This is a genomic window from Streptomyces sp. NPDC088725 (assembly GCF_044751305.1).
GTDB lineage: Bacteria > Actinomycetota > Actinomycetes > Streptomycetales > Streptomycetaceae > Streptomyces.
Genome location: NZ_JBIVLO010000001.1, coordinates 471,666 through 494,899, shown reverse-complemented (window position 1 = coordinate 494,899; position 23,234 = coordinate 471,666). Strand labels below are relative to the sequence as shown.

The 23,234-nt window shown below is 69.7% G+C and carries 20 protein-coding genes and 1 pseudogene; 12 read left to right on the top strand and 9 right to left on the bottom strand.

What is annotated here, in order from left to right:
- Positions 1-170 precede the first annotated feature (170 nt).
- Entirely contained in the window at positions 171-1,376 is a 1,206-nt protein-coding gene (locus ACIP6N_RS02140; protein WP_401812103.1) for a lactonase family protein, read from the top strand.
- Positions 1,377-1,461: 85 nt separating this feature from the next.
- On the opposite strand, the gene ACIP6N_RS02135 is transcribed toward ACIP6N_RS02140, so the two are convergent.
- The 5 genes from ACIP6N_RS02135 to ACIP6N_RS02115 all read right to left on the bottom strand — a co-directional run bounded on the left by ACIP6N_RS02135 (position 1,462) and on the right by ACIP6N_RS02115 (position 7,675).
- Positions 1,462-2,016: a lamin tail domain-containing protein gene (locus ACIP6N_RS02135; protein ID WP_401812101.1), complete on the bottom strand. Its 555-nt coding sequence runs from the start codon at positions 2,014-2,016 to the stop codon at positions 1,462-1,464.
- A gap of 540 nt (positions 2,017-2,556) precedes the next feature.
- Entirely contained in the window at positions 2,557-3,711 is a 1,155-nt protein-coding gene (locus ACIP6N_RS02130; RefSeq protein ID WP_401812100.1) for an XdhC family protein, read from the bottom strand.
- A 129-nt stretch (positions 3,712-3,840) separates the two neighbouring features.
- Positions 3,841-6,225, bottom strand: a complete 2,385-nt coding sequence (pucD, locus tag ACIP6N_RS02125; protein WP_401812099.1) for a xanthine dehydrogenase subunit D — start codon at positions 6,223-6,225, stop codon at positions 3,841-3,843.
- A 2-nt stretch (positions 6,226-6,227) separates the two neighbouring features.
- Positions 6,228-6,785 (bottom strand): (2Fe-2S)-binding protein, encoded by a 558-nt coding sequence (locus ACIP6N_RS02120; RefSeq protein ID WP_401812098.1) that lies wholly within the window; start codon positions 6,783-6,785, stop codon positions 6,228-6,230.
- 2 nt (positions 6,786-6,787) lie between these two features.
- Positions 6,788-7,675 (bottom strand): FAD binding domain-containing protein, encoded by an 888-nt coding sequence (locus ACIP6N_RS02115; protein ID WP_401812096.1) that lies wholly within the window; start codon positions 7,673-7,675, stop codon positions 6,788-6,790.
- A gap of 343 nt (positions 7,676-8,018) precedes the next feature.
- Between ACIP6N_RS02115 and ACIP6N_RS02110 the strand changes: the two genes are divergently transcribed.
- Positions 8,019-9,884 carry a PucR family transcriptional regulator ligand-binding domain-containing protein gene (locus ACIP6N_RS02110; RefSeq protein WP_401812618.1) on the top strand — a complete coding sequence of 622 codons (1,866 nt, stop codon included), beginning with the start codon at positions 8,019-8,021 and terminating at the stop codon, positions 9,882-9,884.
- Positions 9,885-10,316: 432 nt separating this feature from the next.
- Positions 10,317-11,093 (top strand): hypothetical protein, encoded by a 777-nt coding sequence (locus tag ACIP6N_RS02105; RefSeq protein ID WP_401812094.1) that lies wholly within the window; start codon positions 10,317-10,319, stop codon positions 11,091-11,093.
- A 23-nt stretch (positions 11,094-11,116) separates the two neighbouring features.
- Here the strand turns inward: ACIP6N_RS02105 and ACIP6N_RS02100 are convergent.
- Positions 11,117-11,503 (bottom strand): annotated as a pseudogene (locus tag ACIP6N_RS02100) (ABC transporter ATP-binding protein); the annotation flags it as partial.
- Between the two features lie 50 nt (positions 11,504-11,553).
- A complete protein-coding gene (locus ACIP6N_RS02095) occupies positions 11,554-11,787 on the bottom strand; it encodes a hypothetical protein (protein ID WP_401812092.1) in 234 nt (77 codons plus the stop codon).
- Positions 11,788-12,100: 313 nt separating this feature from the next.
- Here ACIP6N_RS02095 and ACIP6N_RS02090 point away from each other — a divergent pair, with 313 nt between their 5' ends.
- From ACIP6N_RS02090 to ACIP6N_RS02060, 7 genes are all read left to right on the top strand, one after another.
- Positions 12,101-13,276, top strand: a complete 1,176-nt coding sequence (locus ACIP6N_RS02090) for an ATP-binding protein (protein WP_401812091.1) — start codon at positions 12,101-12,103, stop codon at positions 13,274-13,276.
- Complete coding sequence (locus ACIP6N_RS02085) at positions 13,276-13,680, top strand: roadblock/LC7 domain-containing protein (RefSeq protein ID WP_401812089.1); 405 nt, start codon at positions 13,276-13,278, stop codon at positions 13,678-13,680. Before ACIP6N_RS02090 ends, ACIP6N_RS02085 begins: the two co-directional genes overlap by 1 nt.
- Positions 13,680-14,060, top strand: coding sequence for a DUF742 domain-containing protein (locus ACIP6N_RS02080; RefSeq protein WP_401812617.1), 381 nt, complete (start codon positions 13,680-13,682; stop codon positions 14,058-14,060). The genes ACIP6N_RS02085 and ACIP6N_RS02080 overlap by 1 nt, the downstream gene beginning before the upstream one ends.
- Positions 14,035-14,625 carry a GTP-binding protein gene (locus ACIP6N_RS02075; RefSeq protein ID WP_401812087.1) on the top strand — a complete coding sequence of 197 codons (591 nt, stop codon included), beginning with the start codon at positions 14,035-14,037 and terminating at the stop codon, positions 14,623-14,625. The genes ACIP6N_RS02080 and ACIP6N_RS02075 overlap by 26 nt, the downstream gene beginning before the upstream one ends.
- A gap of 9 nt (positions 14,626-14,634) precedes the next feature.
- Complete coding sequence (locus ACIP6N_RS02070; RefSeq protein WP_401812086.1) at positions 14,635-16,020, top strand: cytochrome P450; 1,386 nt, start codon at positions 14,635-14,637, stop codon at positions 16,018-16,020.
- A 103-nt stretch (positions 16,021-16,123) separates the two neighbouring features.
- Positions 16,124-17,377 carry a cytochrome P450 gene (locus ACIP6N_RS02065; RefSeq protein WP_401812085.1) on the top strand — a complete coding sequence of 418 codons (1,254 nt, stop codon included), beginning with the start codon at positions 16,124-16,126 and terminating at the stop codon, positions 17,375-17,377.
- Positions 17,378-17,436: 59 nt separating this feature from the next.
- Positions 17,437-18,264 carry an enoyl-CoA hydratase/isomerase family protein gene (locus tag ACIP6N_RS02060; protein ID WP_401812083.1) on the top strand — a complete coding sequence of 276 codons (828 nt, stop codon included), beginning with the start codon at positions 17,437-17,439 and terminating at the stop codon, positions 18,262-18,264.
- Here ACIP6N_RS02060 and ACIP6N_RS02055 read toward each other — a convergent pair.
- A complete protein-coding gene (locus tag ACIP6N_RS02055) occupies positions 18,245-19,030 on the bottom strand; it encodes a GntR family transcriptional regulator (RefSeq protein WP_401812082.1) in 786 nt (261 codons plus the stop codon). The two genes, ACIP6N_RS02060 and ACIP6N_RS02055, sit on opposite strands and share 20 nt — an antisense overlap.
- Positions 19,031-19,188: 158 nt before the next feature.
- On the opposite strand from ACIP6N_RS02055, the gene ACIP6N_RS02050 reads away from it, so the two are divergent.
- Complete coding sequence (locus ACIP6N_RS02050; RefSeq protein ID WP_401812081.1) at positions 19,189-20,046, top strand: (2Fe-2S)-binding protein; 858 nt, start codon at positions 19,189-19,191, stop codon at positions 20,044-20,046.
- 211 nt (positions 20,047-20,257) lie between these two features.
- Positions 20,258-21,301, top strand: a complete 1,044-nt coding sequence (locus ACIP6N_RS02045; protein ID WP_401812080.1) for a DUF2637 domain-containing protein — start codon at positions 20,258-20,260, stop codon at positions 21,299-21,301.
- A 103-nt stretch (positions 21,302-21,404) separates the two neighbouring features.
- Here the strand turns inward: ACIP6N_RS02045 and ACIP6N_RS02040 are convergent, their stop codons facing one another.
- Positions 21,405-23,147: a pyruvate dehydrogenase gene (locus tag ACIP6N_RS02040; protein ID WP_401812078.1), complete on the bottom strand. Its 1,743-nt coding sequence runs from the start codon at positions 23,145-23,147 to the stop codon at positions 21,405-21,407.
- Between the last annotated feature and the right edge of the window lie 87 nt (positions 23,148-23,234).

Below are 23,234 nucleotides of genomic sequence, written 5' to 3'. Positions count from 1 at the left end.
CGCGAATCCAAAACAAGCGGTGACGGATCGTCATGCTTTTGGACAGCGCCGCGCTGACGTCAATCCTCTTGTCGCCATAGGTGGTTGGGGGTCACTGTGAGTGCGGCCACCACAACGCCACGCACTCCAGCCACGCACCCCACCCCCACCGCAGATACGAGGTGCCCGACATGACCAGCAGCGCGGAACGAACGAACGGACCTCTCGGCGGCCTGAGCCGCCGCCACTTCGTGGGAGCGCTCGCGGCGAGCGCGGCGATCGCCGCCGTCCCCGCCTCCGCTCGGGCGGAATCCGCCCCCGGCCCGGCCCCCTCACCCGCCGCCCCCGCAGCCCCCTCCGAGGCCCGGCCCCTGTTCCTCGGGACGTACACCTCCGAGGCGGGCGGTGGCACCGGCATCGGCCTCGCGACGTACGACCCGGCGACGGGCGCGATCACGGGCGGCTCCACACTCACCGGTGTCGCCAACCCCTCCTATCTGGCCGTGCGTCCGGACGGTTCGACGCTCTACGCCGTGAACGAGCAGGACGACGGCGGCGTCACCGCGATCGCGCTGGCCGGCGAGGCTCCCTCGGTGCTCGGCACGCGCTCCACCGGCGGTTCGGGCCCGACCCACCTGTCGGTGCATCCGAGCGGCCGGTGGCTGCTGAGCGCCAACTACACCTCGGGGAGTGTGTCCGTTCACCCCATCGACGCCTCGGGATCACTGGGCGAACTCACGGACACGGTCAGGCACTCCGCTCCGGCGCCGGGGCCCGGCCAGGACGGCCCGCACGCCCACCAGATCATCACCAGTCCGGACGGCGGCCATGTCCTCGCCGTGGATCTGGGCAATGACACGGTGTACACGTACCGCCTCGACGAATCCGCGGGCACACTCACGCAGGTCTCGTTCGCGACACTGCGGCCGGGCGCGGGCCCGCGCCATCTCACCTTCCATCCGTCCGGCGCGTTCGCGTACCTGGCCAACGAGCTGGACAACACCGTCGTCGTCTGCGCGTACGACGCCGGTACCGGTGAACTCACGCCCGGCGAGCCACAGTCCAGCGGTGCGGGTGAGGCCGGGAGCAACTTCCCCGCCGAGTTGCTGGTCACGGATGACGGTGCCTTCGCGTATCTGGCGAACCGCGGCGACAACAGTCTGACGCGGTACGCCGTGGAGACGGACGGCGCCGAACTGCGCTTGCTGGACACCGTTCCGATCGGCGGCGACTATCCCCGGCAGATCGCCTTCTCGCCGGACGGGGGCCTGTTGTTCGCCGCGAACCAGAGGTCGAGTTCGGTGACGGTCTTCCAGGTGGACCGGGCGAGCGGCGAACTGCGTTCCGCGGGTGAGCCGTTCGCGGCGCCGGTCGCCGTCTGCGCCCTGCCGCTGTAGTCGGAGGGCCCTCCGCACGGCGACGCGCCACAGACCTCACGGGTCCGTGGCGCGTCGCCGTACCGGTCACTCGGCGGCCGTGGCCTCAGTGGTGCCGGGGGCCTCCGCGCTGAGGACCCTCGTGCTGCTGACCGCCGTGCTGCTGACCGCCGTGCTGCTGGCCGCCGTGCTGCTGGCCGCCGTGCTGGGGTCCCCAGTGCTTGGTGTCGACCGTGCGCTTGTGCGCGTCACGCAGGGTCGCGGTGTCCTTGTTGTCCCAGATGTAGCTGCGGCTGCCCTGGTAGACGTCACGGGCGGTGTCATGGCCGGCTCCGGTGTGCACCCGCACCGACTGCCGGCCCGCCAGGCGCAGGTTCTTGAAGTGGTAGGTGTGACGGCTGTCCTTGGCCAGCGTCCAGCCCTTCAGATTCACGGCCTGCCTACCGTTGTTCCTGACCGTGACCCACTCGCCGTTCAGGCTCCGGTTGGAGCGGTCGTCGCGGCCGGGACTGTCGTACTGGACCTCACCGAGCACGACCGCCGAACGCTGTGGACGCGGAGCCTGCGCCTGCGAGGCCGCGGCGGCCGGGAGGGCGGCCGTGGCCACGAGGGCCGCGGAGCCGAGAACCGCCGCGGTGATACGGGATGCGGAGCTGAGCATGGGAATCCTCCTGCGTACGGCGTCCGTGCGGGGGCGCCGATGGTGCCTGAACCCGGCTGGTCGCCGGGCACATCCACACTGTGACGCCGCATCCCGTTCCGCACCGAATATCCCCCTTCCGGTTACGAAACACTGACATTTACGCACCTGGTTCACTCCAGGCGCGCACGCCCCGGCGCCCACATCACGCCGAGCGCCCGGGAGTTCAGCGCTGCGGCGATGCGGGTACACCGACGGCGGGCGCCGGAAGCGGAAGGAGCGCGCGGAGCGACCGGGCGGCGATACAGTGCGAGGCGGTCAGGCATGGCGGGGCAGTCGGGCAGACGAACCGTCATGAATCGCCCGCACCACCGCAGACCACCCGATCCTCGCGTTTCCGCCACACCCCCGGCCTTGACAAGAGCACCGCCCCTGAATGACGCTCTTGGGAGCGCTCCCATGCCGTGAGGCAGGCAGCGGCGCTGTTCCGTACCGCGCCCGTGGGGGGTCGCGGTACGGAACGGGGCGCTTCAAGGCCCGCGAAGAACCGCCGGGCACGCCCTAGGCGAAAGACCCCACAGGTCCCTCCGGGAAGACCCGCACGCCGTCGTGGTGGATCGGTGTGTGCGCGCCCGTCAGGGAGGCTCCCGTGCCGCCGCGCCGCGACGCGACGATCTCCGCGGCGATCGAGAGCGCGGTCTCCTCGGGTGTACGGGCTCCCAGATCCAGCCCGATCGGCGAGTGCAGCCTCGCCAGTTCGCCTTCGGTGACACCGATCTCGCGCAGCCGTCTCTCACGGTCCTCATGGGTGCGGCGTGAGCCCATCGCGCCGACGAACGCGACGGGAAGCCGGAGGGCCACCTCCAGCAGCGGCACATCGAACCTGGCGTCGTGTGTGAGCACGCACAGCACCGTACGGCCGTCTGTCTCGGTCGACGCGAGGTAGCGGTGCGGCCAGTCGATCACGATCTCGTCCGCGTCGGGGAAGCGTGCCTCGGTCGCGAAGACCGGGCGCGCGTCGCACACCGTGACGCGGTAGCCGAGGAATGTGCCTGCCCTGACCAGCGCGGCGGCGAAGTCCATGGCGCCGAAGACGATCATGCGCGGCGGCGGCGCGCTCGACTCCACGAACAGAGTCAGCGGCTGCCCGCAGCGCGAGCCGTCCGCGCCGATCACCACCGTGCCGGTACGGCCTCCCTCCAGCAGGGCCCGCGCCTCGGCCGCAGCCGTACGGTCCAGCTCCGGGTGTACGCCGAAGCCACCTTCGTACGCGCCCTCGCGGTCCACCAGCAGGGCGCGGCCGAGCAGTTCGCGGGGACCTCGCGTGATCCGCGCGAGCGCCACTCCCCCGCCCCGCGCCGCGGCGGACAGCGCGGCGGCGAGCACGCCTCGCGCCGGTGAGTCCGCGCGCACCGGGGTCACGAGGACATCGAGCACACCGCCGCAGGTCAGCCCCACGGCGAAGGCGTCCTCGTCGCTGTAGCCGAACCGTTCGAGAACGCTCCGCCCGTCCGCCAGGGCCTGTTGGCACAGCGCGTACACGGCCCCCTCCACACAACCACCCGAGACGGACCCGATCACCGTCCCCTCGCTGTCGACGGCGAGGGCGGCGCCCGGATCGCGGGGCGCGCTGCCGCCGACCGCGACCACCGTGGCGACGGCGAAGTCACGTCCCTGCCCGACCCACCGGTTCAGCCCTTCGGCGATGTCCAGCATCTTCGGTCTCCTCAAGGGGTCAAGAGGTCAGGGGAGTCTGCGGTTGCCCAGCCGGGTGATCATCTTCTGTCCCGTCCCGGCGATGCCGGGGGAAGCGCGACCGGACGGCCCGGCAGCGGACCGGCACGCTCAGGTCCCGGTGAGGTGTTCGGGCCGTACCGGTGTCCTGTTCAGCTCCAGGCCCGTCGCGTCCCTGATGGCCGCGAGGACCGCCGGGGTGGACGACAGCGTCGGCGCCTCACCGGCGCCGCGCAGGCCGTAAGGCGCGTTGTCGTCGGCCAGTTCGAGCACGTCGACGGGGATGGCCGGGGTGTCGAGGATGGTGGGGATCAGATAGTCCGTGAAGGACGGATTGCGCACCTTCGCGGTCACGGGGTCCACGATGATCTCCTCCATGACCGCCATGCCCAGGCCCTGGGTCGTGCCGCCCTGGATCTGGCCGACGACGGACAGCGGGTTGAGCGCCTTGCCGACGTCCTGGGCGACGGCCAGTTCGACGACCTTCACCAGCCCCAGCTCCGTGTCGACCTCGACCACCGCGCGGTGCGCGGCGAACGAGTACTGCACATGACCGTTGCCCTGTCCCGTCCGCAGGTCGAAGGGCTGGGTCGGGCGGTGCCGCCATTCCAGCTCCCGTTCCACCGGCTCGTCCCCCAGCACGTCCACCAGATCCGCCAGGACCTCGCCGCCGTCGGTCACCACCCTGCCCCTTTCGAGCAGCAGCTCGGCGGTGGCCCAGGCGGGGTGGTACGTACCGAACGTGCGCCGGCCCCGCTCCAGCACCTCTTCCCGTACGTGCTCGCAGGCGTTTTTCACCGCGCCGCCCGTGACGTACGTCTGGCGGGACGCGGAGGTGGAGCCCGCGGAGCCGACCCGGGTGTCCGCCGGATGGATGGTGACCTGCGCGACGCCCAGTTCGGTGCGGGCGATCTGCGCGTGGACGGTGATCCCGCCCTGGCCGACCTCCGCCATCGCGGTGTGGACGACCGCGACCGGCTCTCCGTTGATCACTTCGAGCCGTACGCGGGCCGTGGAGTAGTCGTCGAAGCCTTCGGAGAATCCGACGTTCTTGATGCCGACCGCGTAACCGACGCCCCGGACGACCCCCTCGCCGTGCGTGGTGTTGGAGAGGCCGCCCGGCAGCGCCCGTACGTCGGCCGCCTCGCCCGCGGTGAGCCACTGCCGCTCGGGCGGCAGTGGTCTGGCTCTGACGCGTCGCAGCAGTTCGGCGACGGGCGCCGGGGAGTCGACCCGCTGCCCGGTCGGCAGGAGTGATCCCTGCTCCATGGCGTTGAGGCGGCGGAACTCGACCGGGTGCAGGCCGAGCCTCGCCGCCAGCTTGTCCATCTGCGCCTCGTACGCGAAACACGCCTGGACGGCGCCGAAGCCGCGCATCGCGCCGCAGGGCGGGTTGTTGGTGTAGAGCGCCAGCGCCTCGATGTCGACGTCCTCGACCACGTAAGGGCCGACGGAGAGGGAAGAGGCGTTGCCGACGACCGCCGGGGAGGCGGAGGCGTACGCGCCGCCGTCCAGCACGATCCGGCACCGCATGTGCGTGAGCTTGCCGTCGTACGTCGCGCCGTGCTCGTACCAGAGCTTCGCGGGGTGGCGGTGGACGTGGCCGAAGAAGGACTCGAACCGGTTGTAGACGATCTTGACCGGTTTACCGGTGCGCAGCGCGAGCAGGCAGGCGTGGATCTGCATCGACAGGTCCTCGCGGCCGCCGAACGCGCCGCCGACCCCGGAGAGCGTCATCCGGACCTTGTCCTCGGGCAGGCCGAGGACGGGAGCGATCTGGCGGAGGTCGGAGTGCAGCCACTGGGTGGCGACGTACAGATCGACGCCGCCGTCCTCGCCGGGGACCGCGAGTCCGGACTCCGGGCCGAGGAAGGCCTGGTCCTGCATGCCGAAGACGTACTCGCCCGACACGATCACGTCGGCGCGCTTCGCGGCCGCGTCGGCGTCGCCGCGGACGATGGGCTGGCGGTGGACGATGTTCGGGTGGGCTACATGGCCGATGTGGTGGTCGTCGCGGCCTTCGTGGATCAGCGGCGCGCCGGGGGCGGTCGCCGACGCCTCGTCGGTGACCACGGGCAGTTGCGCGTAGTCGATCCGGATCTTGGCGGCGGCGCGGCGGGCGGTCTCCGGGTGGTCGGCGGCGACGAGGGCGACCGGTTCGCCGTGGTGGCGGACCTTGCCGTGGGCGAGGACCGGCGTGTCCTGGATCTCCAGGCCGTAGTGCTTCACCGCGGCGGGCAGGTCGTCGTAGGTGAGTACGGCGTGGACGCCGGGCGTGGCGAGTGCTTCGGCCGTGTCGACGGACCGGATCTCGGCGTGGGCGACGGTCGAGCGCAGGGTGTGACCCCACAGCATGTCCTCGTGCCACAGGTCGGAGGAGTACGCGAATTCGCCGGTGACCTTGAGGGTGCCGTCGGGGCGCAGGGTCGACTCGCCGATGCCGCCTCTGGTCCCGGAACCCTGGGTCAGGTCGGTGGGGGTCCTCTCGATGGGCATGGTCAGACCGCCTCTTCCGTACGGTCCTGCCGCGCGGCGGCGAGGCGGACCGCGTCGAGGATCTTCTCGTATCCCGTGCAGCGGCAGAGGTTGCCCGACAGGGCCTCGCGGATGTCCGCGTCGGTGGGCGAGGGGTTGCGCTCCAGCATCTCGTCGGCGGTGACGAGCAGCCCGGGGGTGCAGAAACCGCACTGCACGGCGCCGGCGTCGATGAACGCCTGCTGGACCGGGGACAGTTGCGGGTCCCTGCCGTGCTCCGATCCTGCGTTGTCCGAGCGCGGATCGCCCCCGGAGCGGGCGTGGTCGCGCTGCTCTGCGTACTCCGCGAGGCCTTCGACCGTCAGGACCTCACGCCCCTCGACCTGACCGGCCGCCACGAGGCAGGAGCAGACCGGGACGCCGTCGAGCCGCACCGTACAGCTGCCGCACTCGCCCTGCTCACAGGCGTTCTTCGAGCCCGGAAACCCCATGCGCTCGCGCAGGACGTAGAGCAGGCTCTCGCCTTCCCACACATCGTCGGCTTCCTGTTCGCGCCCGTTGACGGTGAAGGTCACACGCATGGTCAGGCAGCTCCTTCGAGAGAGTGGCCGGCGCGGTATTGCTCCCAGGCCCAGCCGAGCTGGCGGCGGGCCAGGACGCCGACCGCGTGGCGGCGGTACTTCGCGGTCCCGCGCACATCGTCGATGGGATTGCAGGCGGCGGAGGCGAGCTGCGCGAACTGTGCGGCGATCGACGGTGTGATGGTCTCGCCGCTGTCCCAGAAGCCGCCTTCTTCGAGCGCCGCGTTCAGAAAAAGTTCCGCGTCATGGGCCCGTACGGGGGTCGGGGCGGCTGATCCGATGCCGGTCCTCACCGTGCGCGTCCCGGGGTGCAGGGCGAGGCCGAAGGCGCATACGGCGATGACCATCGCGTTGCGGGTGCCGACTTTCCCGTACTGCTGCGGTCCGCCCGCCTTCTTGACGTGCACCCACTTGATGAGTTCGTCGGGGGCGAGTGCGTTGCGTTTGACGCCGGTGTAGAAGGCGTCGATCGGGATGCGGCGCGAGCCCCGTACGGACTCCACCTCGACCTCCGCGCCGGCCGCGAGCAGCGCCGGATGCGCGTCCCCGGCCGGCGACGCGGTGCCGAGGTTGCCGCCGACGCCACCACGGTTGCGGATCTGCGGCGAGGCGACGGTGTGGGAGGCGAGCGCGAGCCCCGGCAGTTCGGCGCGCAGGTGCTCCATGATGTGGGCGTACGGGACCGACGCGCCCAGCTGGACGTACTCCTCGCCGACCGCCCATGCGCGCAGCTCAGGGATGCGGTTCAGGTCCAGGAGGCCGGCGGGGCGCCGGTGGTCGAAGTTGATCTCGACCATGATGTCCGTACCCCCCGCGATGGGCACGGCGGTCGGATGCTCGGCCTTGGCGGCGAGCGCGTCCTCCCAGCTTGCGGGGCGAAGGAAGTCCATCAGCGGCCTCTCCCGGGGATTCGGCGTGCGCGGCGGGTGGTTCCTCTTGTTCCTCGGCTTGCTGCCCGGCTTGTTCTCCGGTTTTTCTCCGGCCGGGGACGCGGTGTGTTCCCGGTACAGCGGTGTGCTCCCAGTACACAAGACAAACGCCGTCCCGGTGCAGTCACCGAAACCATGAAGGAGTTGACCGGCCGCCATTCGGGTCTTGTAGATTCGAACGAAAAGGTGGGGACCGGTAACCCCACCGGCTTCCTCCGGAAACCTGAACACCGCCGGCCGGCACCCCGGGGTCCGAAGAACAACGGTGTACCCCGGAACGACGAGAGAGATCGGCGGCGACGAGATGCGGCTGCGCGCACTGCTGGAGACCGACGCGCTGGGCCTGCGGCTGCTCGGCGGCGGCGACGGGCTGGACCGGAGCGTCCGGGGCGTGATGACCACCGATCTGCGGGACCCCAGCCGCTATCTGTCGGGCGGCGAGCTGGTCCTCACCGGCCTCGCGTGGCGGCGCACCGCTGATGACAGCGAGCCGTTCGTACGCATCCTGGTGGCCGCCGGGGTGGCGGGGCTGGCCGCGGGCGAGGCCGAGCTGGGCGCCATCCCCGACGACCTGGTCGAGGCGGCCGCACGCCACCGGCTGCCGCTGTTCGCGGTGGACGAGAACGTCGCGTTCGCGACGGTCACCGAGTACGTGGTCCGCCAGGTGTCCGGCGAGCGGGCCGGCGACCTGGCGGCGGTCGTCGACCGGCACCGCAGGCTGATGACGTCCGGCCCAGCGGGAGGCGGGCCCGAGGTGGTCCTCGACCTGCTCGCCTCCGACCTCGATCTGCGGGCCTGGGTGCTCTCGCCCACGGGCCGTCGGATCGCGGGCGCGGGACACCCGCTGTCCGCCGCACGGGCGGCGGCCCTGGCCGGAGAGCATCTGGCGGCCACGCGCACCGGGCGCCGGGGCCCCTACCGGGTCGCTGTCGCGGGGACCTCGTACTCGCTCTTCCCCGTACGTGCCCCCGGGCGCGGGCCGGGCGGTGAGCCGGGGCCCGGCGAGAGTCCGGCCGGGCGGAACGTGCGCGAGACGGTGCTCTCCGACTGGCTGCTCGCCGTCGAGGCGGATGCGGGCGACTGGCCGGCGGCCAGGCTCGATCTGCTCCAGGGGGTCACCCAGCTGATCGCGGTCGAACGCGACCGGCGCGACGCGGCCCGTACCGTACGGCGCCGGCTCGCGCAGGAGGTCCTCGAACTGGTCCTGACGGGCGCACCCCCGGCCGAGGTCGCCGCGCGGCTGCGGGTCGCCGCGCCGATTCTGCTGCCGGGTCTCGGAGCCGGTCCGCGCTGGCAGATCGTGGTGGCGAGGGTGGAGTGGGCGGGGGACGGCCCGGCCGTCGCGAGCGGTGGGATCGCCCAGTCGGCGCTGGAGGAGATCCTGGCGGGGCCGGTAGCCGTGCGGGAGAGTGCGGAGTGCCCGGACGGGTCCGGCGGGTCCGGCGGAGTCGACGGTTCACGCGGCTCCGACGGGGCGGGCGGGGTCGGCTGGGTCGGCGTTTCTGACGCGCACGACGCGTCCGACCGGATCGCCGTGGCACACCTGGGCGAGGAGGCAATCGCGCTGGTGCCGCTTCCCGCGACCGCGGACGGCCCGGACACGGCCCGTGCGGAGCCCGGCGGGCAGCACCCGGGCGACTCCGGGCAGGGCCGGGGCGCGCGGCCGGAGCACGCCGGGCTGCACGCGGACGCGCTCATCGCCGCCGTCCGCGCGCCCCTGGCGGCGGGTCTCGGGAACGACGGCCGGCTGACGCTGGGTGTGAGCGCGCCGGTGGACTCCGCGGAGGGGCTGCGCGGCGCGCTGGAGGAGGCCAGGCACGCCCGCCGCGTGGCGGCGGCCCGGCCGGGGCCGGTCTGCGCGGCGGGCCACCACGAGCTGGCCTCGCACGTCCTGCTGCTGCCCTTCGTGCCCGACGACGTACGGCGCGCCTTCACCGCGCGGCTGCTCGACCCGCTGCGTGACTACGACCGGCGCCACCGCGCGGAGCTGATCCCCACGCTGGAAGCCTTTCTGGGCAGCGACGGTTCATGGACGCGGTGCGCGGCCCAGTTGCACCTGCATGTGAACACGTTGCGGTACCGGGTGGGCAGGATCGAGCAGTTGACGGGCAGGGACCTGTCACGCCTGGAGGACAAGGTGGACTTCTTCCTCGCGCTGCGGATGAGCTGAGAGCGGGCGGGACAGGCCGCGGCTGGGCGGACCGCGGCGGAGCCGAGGCGTCGTCAGGCACTCGTTGACCAAGCCGTCCCGGCCAAGTCGTGCTGACCAAGCCGTCCCGGCCGGGCCAAGCCGGTTCGGCCGACGCCGTGTTGACCGGCGTCATCCCCTCGGGCCAGGCCATGATCCACCGGCCGTTCGCACCCCCGCCACCGGTGGACGCGCCGACCGACCGCCTCTCACGTCGTCCCAGGTGACGGCCGTGATCGCGGTTCGGCGCCGCGCCGATCGGACCTCACGGGGCCACACTCCGCCGCTACTTGGGGCCGCCGTTCCCGGCCGAGGGATTGTGAAAAAATTCACCCGCCCTATGGTCCGGGGTCCGGATCCGTGCTGAGATGCGTCCACACTCAACAGCACAATGGCGCGCTTGGGGAGGACAATGTGGTGCGTACCGCCATGTCTGGTTCCGGAACCACTGCCGGTGACGACCCACTCCAGACCGCGGTCTGGCGGCTGCGTTCGCGCGGCTGCTGGACCGACGCGGCGGCCCTCCTCATCCCCCATGCCACCGCCGCCGCACCGGCGCTCCAGCGTGCCGCGCTGCTCGTCGAGCGCTGCCTGTTCACCGCCCAGGGCTGGGCGGAGGCCGAGGACGCGCTGCGTACCGCCGAGGCCACGGCTCACGAGGACGCCGAACGCGGCGAGGCCGCCTGCGAGCGCGGCCACCTCGCCTACGCCTCGACCGTGCTCGGCGTACGGGACCGCGCGGACGAGGCGCGCGCCGCGCTCGGCAGGGCGGCCGCGCTGCTCGACCCGAGTACGCCGGGCCGCGCGCTGCTCGACTTCCGCCGCGGTCTGGTCGCCGAGCACCTGTCGGACTCCCCGCAGTCGGCGGGCCCCGCGTACCGCCGTGCCCACGCGGGCGCCAAGGCGCACGGCCACACGCTGCTGCTCTCGTTCACCTGGCGTCATCTGGCCGGACTCGCCCTGAGGGAAGGCGAGTTGGATCAGGCGCGGCACGGCTTCGGCGAATCCCTCAGGATTCGCGAGGAGTTGGGATACCTCGTGGGTACGGCGCCGGCGCTCGCGGCCCTCGCGGACGCGCAGCCGGAACCGGAGGCGGCCCGTCTGCGCGCGGAGGCGGGCCGGCTCTTCCGGCTGCTGGGCGGGGTACCGACCTGGCTCGCCGAACAGCTGACCCCGCCCGCGACCGTCTGAATCCGCAGTCGCTCAGGCACGTTTCAGCCGTGCCAGGAGCGCCACAGCTCCGCGTACGAGCCGCCGTCCGCCACCAGAGCGTCGTGTGTGCCGAGTTCGGTGATCCGGCCGTCGTCGAGCACCGCCACCCGGTCCGCGTCGCGCGCGGTCCGGAGGCGGTGTGCGATGGCGATGACCGTCCGTCCTTCGAGGACCGCCGCGAGCGCCCGCTCCGCGTGGCGCGCGGTCACGGGGTCGAGCAGTGCGGTCGCCTCGTCAAGAATGAGTGTGTGGGGGTCGGTCAACACAACCCGTGCCAGGGCCAGTTGTTGCGACTGCGCGCCGTCGACCCGCTGCTCACCCGCGCCCAGCGCGATGTCCAGTCCGGCCGGCAGCTCCCACACCCAGTCGGCGCCGACCGCGTCGACCGCCGAGGTGGATTCGACGGCCGGCAGCACCTCGGGGTCGGCGAGGAGCGCCCTTACGAGCCGGACGCGCCGGCGCTGCCCGCCAACTGGGCGCCGCGGCCCGCGCCGAGACCGTCGTCGAGGGCGTGGGAGAGCAGACAGGGCGGCACGGTCAGACCGACCGTCCCCAGAGTGCCGAACAGCGAGCCTGCCGCGATCCGGGACTTCTGACTCCTGATCAGCCGCCACAAGTAGCGCACGGCGCAGCGTCGTTGAGCCGTTTCCGGATCCCGGTACAGGTCAGCCATCCGCGCATGCTACTGAACTCAGCGGATTCCCCGGCACCCCCGGGGGGTTTACCGCATCCATCAAGAGGTAGACGACAGTGGCCAACCAGCCCCAAAAGGGATCGTTTTTGAATTTACTTCAGCTGCACAAATGCAACACATCACATGGACGGCGTCCCTCCGCTTGCTGCTAAGATGATCACGCTGCCATGCGGTGCACAATCCCGCCCAGGTGTGAGACTATCCCGCATCCGCACGCCTGACTACGCGGACACGCTCGACGCATCACTCAGACTTTCAATACCTGGTGGCCCAGTAGCTTGAAGAGAGCCTTATGACTCAATACATTCAGGATCCAGCGCTCTGGGGTCTGATAGTTGGAACCCCCGTCGCTGCTACCGCGATTATTCGCGGTAGAAAATCCATAGCGAAGATGCAGAAGGAGAAGGAGGAACTCAAGAACCGTTACGCGGATCTTGAGAACCACTACTCCGAGGCAGTCGAGGAAGCCAAGGAAAGAGCAGAGGAAGGCACGAAGAACGCTCTGAAGGCTTCCATGAGGACCCTTCAGGGCCTCGCGGGTGAACAGCAGTTGGCGATTTCCAAGTTGCAGGGGAAGTACGGAGAGCTTCAGGTTCTCCAGGACTTGCTCGAAATCGACCACATGAACTCGCAGTTCGCGCGGCGCGCCCAGTCGATCGCCGTCCTCTGTGACGGCTGGCTCGGCAGGCAGCGAGCAGCGGCTTCTCTGTACGACGTCGTGCGCAGCGCCAAGGGCCGCATTCGTCACTACACGCGCGTGGAGATTCGCTCCCAGAGCAATTTCGCCATCGTCAGCCGCGCCGTGGAGCCGGTCGCTCTCACGCTCGCCGAATTGCTGGACAACGCCACCAGTTATTCGGCACCGGAAACGATGATCGAGATCAACATTCGTCCTGTTCCCAAGGGCGTCTGCATCATCGTGGACGACGCCGGTGTCGGTATGAACGAGGAGGAGAAGGCCCGGGCCGCGCAGCTGTTGTCGAGCCGGCGCTCCCCCGGCGTCTCCGGTCTCGGCAACCCGCCCCAGTTCGGCTTCACCGTGATCGGCGTACTCGCGGCCCGCTACGGGTTCAGCGTCTCGGTGGACTCCACTTCTCCGTACGGTGGCGTGCGAGCGGTCGTCCTGCTTCCCGAGGAACTGCTGACGTCCGTGCCCGAGCAGCCTGTCGCGCCCGCGCCCGCAACCGCAGCCGCGCCCGCAGCAGCGCCCGCAGCCCAGGAGATGCCCGCCGTGCCGACACCCGCCCCGAGAATGCCCGAAGAGGATCAGCCGGCCCCCGCGACCACATTCGGCGGATTGCCCAAGCGCCGCAGGCGCGGCGCCATTTCGATCGTCCCGGAGGCCGAGACGACCGAGGCTCCCGCCCGCTCCAGCGAGAGCGCGGCATCAGTAATGGGCGCGTTCCAGCGGGGCACCCAGTCGGGCCGTCGCTCCACCAATGCAAGCAGCGAAGGACATGAGGTCTAGTGAACTACGATCTGTCATGGATGCTTGACAGCGCTCTCGAAGTGCCCGAAGCGCGACACGCGATTCTCGTTTCGGCCGACGGTCTCCTCATGGCCCGCTCGAATGAGGTCGGCAAGGACCACGCCGACACCATCGCCGCCGCGATGAGCGGAATGCAGTCGCTGAGCCGTACGGTGGCCGATTTCTGTGACGGTCCCAGCACCCGCATGCTGTGGCGCCAGACCCTGGTCGAGTTCGACGGCGGCTGGGTGTTTCTGATCTCCGCCGGCGAAGGCGCCTACCTCGCCGTCTCCGCGTCGCCCGAGGTCGACATGGCAGAGATCACCTTCCGCATGCAGCAGTTGGTGGGCCAGCTCGGCAAGGCTCTGACCAGTCCTCCTCGCGAGAACGCTGACGCCAAGTGATGACGCCGCAGGACGACCCGGAGCAGGAGATAATCACCGGTGCATTAGTGCGACCGTATGTCATCACCAATGGCCGTGAGTTGGTGGATGACAACAAGTTCTCACTGATCACCCTGGTCACCGCTGCCGCGGATGCTCCGCGGACAGCGAATCTGGATCCGGAGAAGCGCCGCCTGCTCGACCTGTGTGCCGGCGGTTACCTCTCGGTCGCGGAGATTTCGGGGCACTCACACCTTCCTGTAGGTGTCGTGAAGATTCTGCTGGCCGACCTCACAGAGGAGGGCTATCTCTTCACGCGTTCCCCCATCCCCGCAGCCAAGCTGGTCGACAGACAAATCCTCGAGGAGGTGCTGAATGGGCTCCAAGCTCGCTTCGGATGACAACGTGTACCTTCAGGAATCGGTACAGACCGCGGCGAAGATCCTCGTGGTCGGCCACTTCGCCGTAGGCAAGACGACCTTCATCGGGACCATGTCCGAAATCCCGCCGCTGCGCACCGAGGAAGTGATGACGCAGGCGGGAGCCGACGTCGACGACCTCAAAGGTGTCCACGGCAAGACCACGACCACGGTCGCCATGGACTTCGGCCGGCTCACTCTGAGCGAGCAACTGGTGCTCTATCTGTTCGGAACACCCGGACAGCAGCGCTTCGTTCAGGTGTGGGAAGACATGTCCCGGGGAGCGCTCGGGGCGCTGGTCCTGGTCGACCCGGGGCGTCTCGACGAATCGTTCGCGGTGATGGACCTGGTGGAGCAGTACGGAATTCCGTACACCATCGCGGTGAACCGGTTCGACGGTACGCCGTCCCACTCGGACGAAGAGATACGGGAAGCCCTCGACCTCCTGCCCGAGACGCCCCTTGTAACCTGCGACCCGCGTGACGAGAAATCTTCGGCGAACTCCCTCATCGTTCTCGTCCGTTATCTCCAGTCGCGTCTTCGCTAGGAGTCAGACATGAACTTTCATCAGGAACATCAGGCTTCGCCGCCAGGCACGGTCTACGACAACGCCACGCAGGTCCAGCAGGCCCCGCAGACCGTGCCGCTGCACGGAGCCGAGTTCGCGACTGACCCGAACGCGTTCTACGACTACCTCCGGCAGTTCGGCCCGAGCGGTCCGGTCGAGCTGTCCCCCGGCCTGGAGGCCACGCTCGTCACGGATTACGCGGCGGCGCTCCACGTGCTGCAGAACCCCGACGTCTTCGCGCGGGACTCACGCCGCTGGCGTGCGCTCAGCGAGGGGCGGGTGCCCGAGGACAGCCCGGTCCTGCCGATGATGATGTACCGGCCGAACTCCATGTTCTCCGACGGCCCCGAGCACCTGCGGCTGCGGCAGGCGGTGACGGACAGTCTGGCCAAGATCGACATGCACCGGGTGAGCCGGAACGTCGAGCGCCTCGCCGCGTACCTCATCGACCAGTTCAGCGGCCGGGGCAAGGCCGACCTGATCACCGACTACGCGCAGTTGCTGCCGCTGCTGATATTCAACGACCTCTTCGGCTGCCCGGCCGAGATCGGTGACCGGCTGATCTTCGGCTTCTCCGGCCTGTTCGACGGAGTCGACGCCGAGCGCGCCAACGAGGTGCTGACGGAGTCCCTGTTCGAGCTGGTCGCCCTCAAGCGCGCCCAGCCGGGCGAGGACGTCACCACCTGGCTGATGCAGCACCAGGTCGGCCTGACCGACGAAGAGATGATCCACCAGCTGGTCCTGCTCATCGGGGCGGGTGCGGAGCCGATGCAGAACATCATCGCCAGCTCCCTGCGCCTGCTGCTGTCCGACGACAAGTACGCGGGCGGTCACCACTCGGCGGGCCTGCTGGTCGAGGACGCCATCAACGACGTCCTGTGGAACAGCCCGCCGATCGCCAACTACGCCGTGCACTACCCCGTGTACGACGTGGATCTCGCGGGAAGCAAGCTGAGCGCCGGCAGTCCGGTGGTCATCAGCTTCGCCGCGGCCAACAGCGACCCGAGCCTGTCCGCGAGCCGGCAGACGCTCAGCAAGCGGGCTCACCTCGCCTGGGGAGCGGGCCCGCACGCCTGCCCGGCCAAGGATCCCGCGCTGCTGATCTCGGTCCTCGCCATCGAGAAACTGCTCAACTCCCTGCCGGACATCGAGCTGGGCGTGCACGCCGACTCGCTGACCTGGCGACCGGGTCCGTTCCACCGGGCGCTCAACGCCCTGCCCGCCCGGTTCACCCCGGTACGGCTCGAAAGGCGGGCACCCAGCCCCTTCCCGGGCGACGGCCGGTCCGCCGGAAACGCGCCGTCCCAGGACCCCCGCGGCAAGGGGCAAAAGGGTAGTTGGTGGAGTGGATTCCTGACCTGGTGGAAGGTGTGACGTTCGCAACATCCGGAAGACGTTTCCGGTCGAATACATGTTCAACCGTACGGGTATACAGGGGCTGGTGAAACTTAGGTAATCTTCCCAAAAAGGAGTCGCAGTGAAGCCCCCCCTGGCTGCCCCGTCCATCGACCGAAGGTCCGTGGTATCGCTTTTCTCTCGCCTCCGCACGGCGAATGGACAAGCGAGTCCACTGCCTTTCTACAAGAAACTCAGGTCGATGGGAGATGTTGTTCCGGCTCCCTGGGGCGGGCACCTGGTGACCTCCTACCACCTGTGCGACCAGGTCTTAAGAGATCGGGGCTGGCAGGTACCGGACAGTGACTGGCGCGCCAGGCAGGGCAGCTCCACACGCTGGAACGCAGTCTCTTCACGCGAAATGGGAAAGACCCTTCCCGCACTCAATCCGCCGCATCACACTCGGGTGCGGCGGTCTTTGGGTAATATCTACGACCGGAAATCCCTCGGGGTCATCGGCAAGGCGATCGACAAAACGACCGACAGGCTTCTGGATCAGCTCGCGAAAAATTTGCGGAAGGGCGAGGCTGATTTCAGTTCCATAGTCAGCGATCAATTGCCGATAGCCACGATCGGCGAATGGCTCGCGCTGCCGCCCGCCGATTACGGACTGCTGCAGTCGTTGACCCGTGACCAGGTCTTCGCCCAGGAACTGCTTCCCTCGGCGAGCCAGCTCGCGCGGTCCGACGCGGCGACCCACCAGCTCCGTGAGTACTTCACCGCGGTCGTGCGGGAGCGCCGCAAGACCCCGGGGGACGACCCCATCTCCGTGTGGATACGGACCTGGGACGCGCTCGAGCCCGACCAGGAGGCGGCCGACGAAGCCGTCTACTACCTCGCGCTCCTCGTCCTGCTGGCCGCGCCCGAGACCACCTCGACCCTGCTGTCCACCATGACGCGGCTGGTCCTGGCGCACCCGCGTCAGATGAGGTGGCTGAGCAAGCACCCCGAGCATGTCCCGGGCGCGGTCGAAGAGGTGCTGCGTTACGACTCCCCCAACCACGTGATCAGCCGGATCGCTCCCGAGGACACCCTCCTCGGCGGAGTGCCCGTCCAGCGCGACCAGATGGTGCACCTCATGGTCGGCGCCGCCAACCACGATCCGCGTCAGCACGCGAATCCCGAGATCTTCGACATCCGCCGCAGGACCACCCACCTGAGCTTCAGTGGAGGAATCCACTACTGCCTCGGCGCGCCGCTGGCCCGGCTGGAGGCGACGACTCTGCTGACGTCGCTCCTCAAGCGCTTTCCCACACTGCGTCTCGCCGCCGAGCCCGTCTGGGCGCCCCGTGTGGGCTTCCGGCGCATCATGACGCTCCCGGTCGTCAAATCCTGACGCACCAGCCGGCACCGGACACAGGCAACGGCCCCCGAAATCAAGGATCAAGGATCAGCGTGGTGGAAGACTTCAAGGCCCTTCGTGTCGACCGCGAAGGCCCTGTACTGAAGGTGTGCCTGAACAGTCCCGAGACAGGCAACGCCATCTCCGGACTGCTCCTGGACGAACTGCTTTCCGTACTCAACGACGTGCAGGACGACCCCTCGGTCCGTGTGCTGGTCCTCTCCGGCGCCGGCGACGACTTCAGCCTCGGCGGAGACCGCAAGGAGTTCGGCGAACTGCTCGCCGAGGATCCCAGCGGAACCAGCCTGCGTGCTGTCAGCAACAAGGCCCGCAAGCTCTGTGAGGCCCTCGCGACCACCGACGCGGTCACCATCGCGCGGCTGCACGGCGGAGTGATCGGTGCCGGGCTCGCGCTCGCGGTCTTCTGCGACCTGCGCGCCGGGGCGGAGAACTGCCGCTTCCGGATGCCGGAACTCGCTCTCGGCCTGCCGCCGGCCTGGGGCGGCGCGCTGCACCGACTGGTGAGCGAGGTCGGCACGGCCAGGGTCCGTGAGCTGTTGCTGACCGGCGAGAACTTCGACGCGGACCGGGCAGCCGAGCTGACCGTCCTGCACAAGGTCGTCACCGAGAAGGAACTCGACGATGCCATCAACCGGTGGATCAAGCCGCTGATACGCAGGTCCCCCGGGGCCCTGCGGACGGCCAAGAGCATGATGAACGCGTACTCGGGCGCCGGCCGGCTCGCGGACGCCACGATGCTGGACACCGAGCTGCTGACCTCGGCGCTCGTGGCCGCCGCCGTTCCCCGGCCGCCCGCGCCCAAGCCGGTTCCCGAGCAACCGCGCTCTCTGCGGAAGAAGTTCAGCCGCTCGCGCCTGTGAAGTGCTCCCGCACCAGTGACCGCACGACCGTCAGATCCCGCGCGGTCAGGGCGTCCAGGAGTGCGGAGTGCTCCGCCGCGTCGGCCACCAGGTCGGCGCGGCGCGGGGCCGGGGCGCCCAGCGCCCACTGCGAGCGGCGGTGCAGGTCGTCCGCGACCATGACGAGCTGCTGATTGCCGCAGAGCGAGAGCATCGCGCGGTGGAACGTCCGGTCGCGGTCCGCGTACGCGGCGCGGTCGCCGAGAGCGGCGGCCGCGCCGGTCGCGTCCGCCAGCGGGCGCAGCGCGGCCCACCGCTCCGCGGGGACGGTACGGGCCAGCCGCAGCATCACCGGCACCTCGATCAGGGCGCGTATCTCGGCCAGTTCGGCCAGCTCGTCCGCGCTGCGTCGCGTCACCCGGAAACCGCGGTTCGGCACGACCTCGACCGCGCCCTCCAGCGCGAGCTGCTGCATCGCCTCGCGCACCGGAGTGGCCGAGACCCCGAAGCGCTCGCCGAGCGCGGGGGCCGAGTACACCTCACCGGGCACCAGCCGACCGCTGACGAGCGCGTCGCGCAGGGCGTTCAGGACCTGGGCGCGTACGGAGTGCCGCCGCACCGGACCCGCCACGGGCACCTCCCCGTGGGTGTGTTCTCCGCGGGCCTGCTCGGGAACGCGGCAGAGCCCGTCCGGCTCCGGCGCCGTACCGGAAGTCCCGGAGCCCCCTGAGGGACCCGGGCCGTGCTGCTGCGGCGACGCGCTCCCGTGTGCTCTGCCCTGCTCCACCCGGGTTCACCTCCGGCATCCGGTCCGGTCGTCCGCCCAGGTCGCACGGGCGGCACGCTCATATGCACGATAGGCGGACACGGCCGCAGTTCAAACACTGATGACATCGGGTAAGGTAAGGCTTACCTGCAAACGATCGCGATTCGGTGGTCCCCTGCATGACTGTTCCCGCCCTGCTCGCCGGCTCTCTCGCCCCGCGGACCTCCTCCGTATCGGCCGCGTACGCGCGTCTGACGGACGTGTTTCCCGCGCTGCGCGTCGAGGAGCTGACCGGCGGTGCACGGCCGCCGTCCGGCGGCGGCTGGGTCGGCGCGCGGGAACTTGCGGAGGGCGGCGCCGCCTTCGACGCGTTCCTCGCCTGGGACGAGTCGCAGGTGCTGCGGGACTACGGAGAGCGGGCGCGCCCGGACGTGGTCGCCAGTTTCGCCCTGCACCGGTACGCCTGGCCCGCCTGTCTGCTGATCACCGTGCCCTGGTTCCTGCACCGCCGGGTGCCTCGCGTCCCCGTGGACCAGGTCTCCTTCCATCGCGCGCTCGGCCGGATGACCGTACGGGTCACCGACTTCGCCTGCCTGCCGGGCGACCCGGCCGCCGCACTGCCCGGCGCCCGGGTCGTACCGGACGAGGAGGCCCTGCGCGCCGAGGTGCGCACGTCCGTCGCCGAACACCTGACTCCGGTCCTCGAAGGTTTCGCGCCCCGGATGCGGCGCGGCAGGCGCGCCCTGTGGGGCATGGTGACGGACGAGATCGTCGAGGGGCTCTGGTACCTCGGGCACCTGCTCGGCGAGGAGCGGCGCGCGATGGCCGAGCTGGAGCTGCTGCTCCCCGGCGAGACGAAACCGTACGTCGGCGGGGCGGGTTTCCGCGAGTTGAGCGGATCCGACGGCGAATCGTTGCCGACCCGAGACCGGGCGAGCTGCTGCCTCTTCTACACTCTCCGTCCCGAGGACATGTGTGTCACCTGCCCGCGTACCTGCGACGCGGACCGGATTCGTAAGCTCAACGCGCACAACTGACAACACATCACCCGGGGATTGGTGTCCCCTCTGAGGGTGATATTAATTCGGACATGACAGCCGCATTCCGCACGGCAGTTCTAGCCGATCGCGCCTATGTGTGTGCCTCACCACATCGTTGGCGTTCTCTTGTACCAAAAGCCCCAGAAGGGCACCGCACTTACGTCATGATGGCGCCCGAAACGCCCTACTGCGATGCAAGGAACACCGCATGCGACTGACCGACATATCGCTGAACTGGCTGCTCCCCGCCGCCGTGCTGCTCGTCGGCATCCTGGCGGCGGTGGCAGTCCTCGCGCGCGGCAAGCGCGGCGGAAAAGCCGCGACCGAGGACTCCTGGGAGCGCACCGAGGAGCGCCGCAGGCGCAAGGAGGCGGTGTACGCGACCGCTTCCTACGCACTCCTCTTCTGTTGTGCCGCGGTGGCCGCCGCATTGTCTTTCCACGGCCTGGTCGGCTTCGGCCAGGAAAACCTGAACCTCACCGGCGGCTGGGAATACCTCGTCCCGTTCGGGCTGGACGGCGCGGCGATGTTCTGCTCCGTCCTGGCCGTACGTGAGGCCAGCCACGGCGACGCCGCTCTCGGCTCCCGCCTGCTGGTCTGGCTGTTCGCGGGAGCGGCCGCCTGGTTCAACTGGGTTCACGCGCCGCGGGGGTTCGGCCACGCCGGTGCCCCGCAGTTCTTCTCGGGGATGTCTCTTTCCGCCGCGGTGCTTTTCGACCGCGCGCTGAAGCAGACTCGCCGTGCGGCGCTGCGCGAGCAGGGGCTCGTCCCCCGCCCGCTGCCGCAGATCCGGATCGTACGGTGGCTCCGCGCGCCCCGCGAGACCTTCGGCGCCTGGTCGCTGATGCTGCTCGAAGGCGTACGGACGCTGGACGAAGCGGTGGAGGAGGTCCGCGAGGACAAGCGGCAGAAAGAGCAGACCCGTCACCGCAGGCGGGACCAGCAGCGTCTTGAGCGGGCCCAGATAAGGGCACTCAACCGGCAGCACCGGCCTTGGCCGCGCGGCCGTGGTGGCCGTCAGGTCCCCGCTCTGAACGCGTCGGGCGGCTCCGCGGCCGCCGTCGGATCCTCCTCGGAGCCCGTTCCAGCCGGGCAAGGCCAGCTCCCACCCGCGTCCCGCCCTTCCCTTCAGGCCGTGAAGGGAACGGAGGCACGCACCGTCGACCTCACGGCGGAGGATGACACGCAGGCGCTACCGCGTCTGGACTCTCTGGAGCAGAAACTCCAGGACCTGGAGCGGCAGTTCGGCTGAGACACACTCAGCCGGCGGACGGGCGGGGCGGTGTGACGGAAACGTCGCACCGCCCCGCCCGTCCGTTGTTTCCGGTGTGCCTGCTGTTTCCGGTGTGCCTGCCTCAGGGCCTCGGCATGTTGCGCAAGTTGGAACGGGCCATCTGCACCATGCGGCCCACCCCGCCGTCCAGCACGATCTTGCTCGCGGAGAGCGCGAAGCCCGTCACCATGTCCGCGCTGATCTTCGGCGGAATGGAGAGCGCGTTGGGATCGGTGACCACGTCGACCAGCGCGGGGCCCTTGTGCTTGAAGGCGTCCTTGAGCGCGCTTTCGAGCTGCTTGGGCTTCTCGACCCGCACTCCGAAGGCGCCCGCCGCACGGGCGACGGCCGCGAAGTCGGGGTTGTGGTTGGTGGTGCCGTAGGACGGCAGGCCGGACACCAGCATCTCCAACTCCACCATTCCCAGTGAGGAGTTGTTGAAGAGGACGACCTTCACCGGCAGGTCGTACTGGACGAGGGTGAGGAAGTCACCCATCAGCATGGAGAATCCGCCGTCGCCCGACATCGAGACGACCTGCCGGCCGCGGTCCGTGAACTGCGCGCCGATGGCCTGCGGCAGCGCGTTGGCCATCGAGCCGTGGCTGAAGGAACCGATGACGCGGCGGCGTCCGTTCGGCGAGAGATAACGGGCCGCCCAGACATTGCACATACCGGTGTCGACCGTGAACACCGCATCGTCGTCGGCGAGTTCGTCCAGCACGGAGGCGACGTACTCGGGGTGGATCGGGACGTGCCTGTCGACCTTGCGGGTGTACGCCTTGATCACGCCTTCCAGCGCGTCGGCGTGCTTCTTGAGCATTCTGTCCAGGAACCTGCGGTCCGTCTTGGCCTTCACCCGCGGGGTCAGACACGTCAGGGTCTCGCGCACGTCGCCCCACACCGCGAGGTCGAGCTTGGAACGGCGGCCCAGGTGCTCGGGCCTGACGTCGACCTGGACGATCTTGACGTCGTCGGGGAGGAAGGCGTTGTACGGGAAGTCCGTGCCCAGCAGGATCAGCAGATCGCACTCGTGGGTGGCCTCGTAGGCGGCTCCGTAGCCGAGCAGCCCGCTCATCCCCACGTCGAAGGGGTTGTCGTACTGGATCCATTCCTTACCGCGCAGCGCGTGCCCGACCGGGGACTTGATCCGTTCCGCGAAGCGCATCACTTCGGCGTGCGCGCCCGCCGTACCGCTGCCGCAGAAGAGCGTGACGCGGTCCGCCGCGTCGATCATGCGGGCGAGCCGGTCGATCTCGGCGTCTCCGGGGCGTACGGACGGACGGGAGGTGACAAGCGCCTGCTCCGCCGACCGTTCCGGGGCGGGTGCGGCGGCGATGTCGCCCGGCAGGGTGACGACACTGACGCCGCCCTGGCCGACGGCGTGCTGGATCGCGGTCTGGAGCACCCGAGGCATCTGCTTCGGGTTGGAGATCATCTCGCTGTAGTGGCTGCACTCCCGGAACAGCTGGTCGGGGTGGGTCTCCTGGAAGTAGCCGAGCCCGATCTCGGCGGACGGAATGTGCGAGGCCAGCGCGAGGACGGGAGCCATGGAACGGTGGGCGTCGTACAGCCCGTTGATGAGGTGGAGATTGCCGGGGCCGCAGGAGCCCGCGCAGGCCGCGAGGTTGCCGGTGACCTGTGCCTCGGCGCCCGCGGCGAAGGCGGCGGTCTCCTCGTGCCTGACCTGGACCCAGTCGATGTCCCGGGTGCGCCGGATGGCGTCGACGATGGGGTTGAGGCTGTCGCCGACCACTCCGTACAGCCGCCGCACACCCGCGCGTACGAGAATGTCGACGAACTGCTCCGCCACGTTCTGCTTGGCCATGGAGGCGCACCCTTCCTGGTCTCCGGCGTGAGTCTCCGAGGTGAGACCTCGGTGTGACCCCGCTGTGGACGCCGGTGTGGATTTCGG

Coding starts and splice junctions, on each gene's coding strand:
- ACIP6N_RS02095 (WP_401812092.1), bottom strand. CDS start 11,787: ATGGCTGACCTGTACCGGGATCCGGAAACGGCTCAACGACGCTGCGCC.
- ACIP6N_RS02110 (WP_401812618.1), top strand. CDS start 8,019: ATGCGGCTGCGCGCACTGCTGGAGACCGACGCGCTGGGCCTGCGGCTG.
- ACIP6N_RS02130 (WP_401812100.1), bottom strand. CDS start 3,711: ATGCTGGACATCGCCGAAGGGCTGAACCGGTGGGTCGGGCAGGGACGT.
- ACIP6N_RS02090 (WP_401812091.1), top strand. CDS start 12,101: ATGACTCAATACATTCAGGATCCAGCGCTCTGGGGTCTGATAGTTGGA.
- ACIP6N_RS02140 (WP_401812103.1), top strand. CDS start 171: ATGACCAGCAGCGCGGAACGAACGAACGGACCTCTCGGCGGCCTGAGC.
- ACIP6N_RS02135 (WP_401812101.1), bottom strand. CDS start 2,016: ATGCTCAGCTCCGCATCCCGTATCACCGCGGCGGTTCTCGGCTCCGCG.
- pucD (WP_401812099.1), bottom strand. CDS start 6,225: ATGCCCATCGAGAGGACCCCCACCGACCTGACCCAGGGTTCCGGGACC.
- ACIP6N_RS02115 (WP_401812096.1), bottom strand. CDS start 7,675: ATGGACTTCCTTCGCCCCGCAAGCTGGGAGGACGCGCTCGCCGCCAAG.
- ACIP6N_RS02050 (WP_401812081.1), top strand. CDS start 19,189: ATGACTGTTCCCGCCCTGCTCGCCGGCTCTCTCGCCCCGCGGACCTCC.
- ACIP6N_RS02080 (WP_401812617.1), top strand. CDS start 13,680: ATGACGCCGCAGGACGACCCGGAGCAGGAGATAATCACCGGTGCATTA.
- ACIP6N_RS02045 (WP_401812080.1), top strand. CDS start 20,258: ATGCGACTGACCGACATATCGCTGAACTGGCTGCTCCCCGCCGCCGTG.
- ACIP6N_RS02075 (WP_401812087.1), top strand. CDS start 14,035: ATGGGCTCCAAGCTCGCTTCGGATGACAACGTGTACCTTCAGGAATCG.
- ACIP6N_RS02040 (WP_401812078.1), bottom strand. CDS start 23,147: ATGGCCAAGCAGAACGTGGCGGAGCAGTTCGTCGACATTCTCGTACGC.
- ACIP6N_RS02070 (WP_401812086.1), top strand. CDS start 14,635: ATGAACTTTCATCAGGAACATCAGGCTTCGCCGCCAGGCACGGTCTAC.
- ACIP6N_RS02120 (WP_401812098.1), bottom strand. CDS start 6,785: ATGCGTGTGACCTTCACCGTCAACGGGCGCGAACAGGAAGCCGACGAT.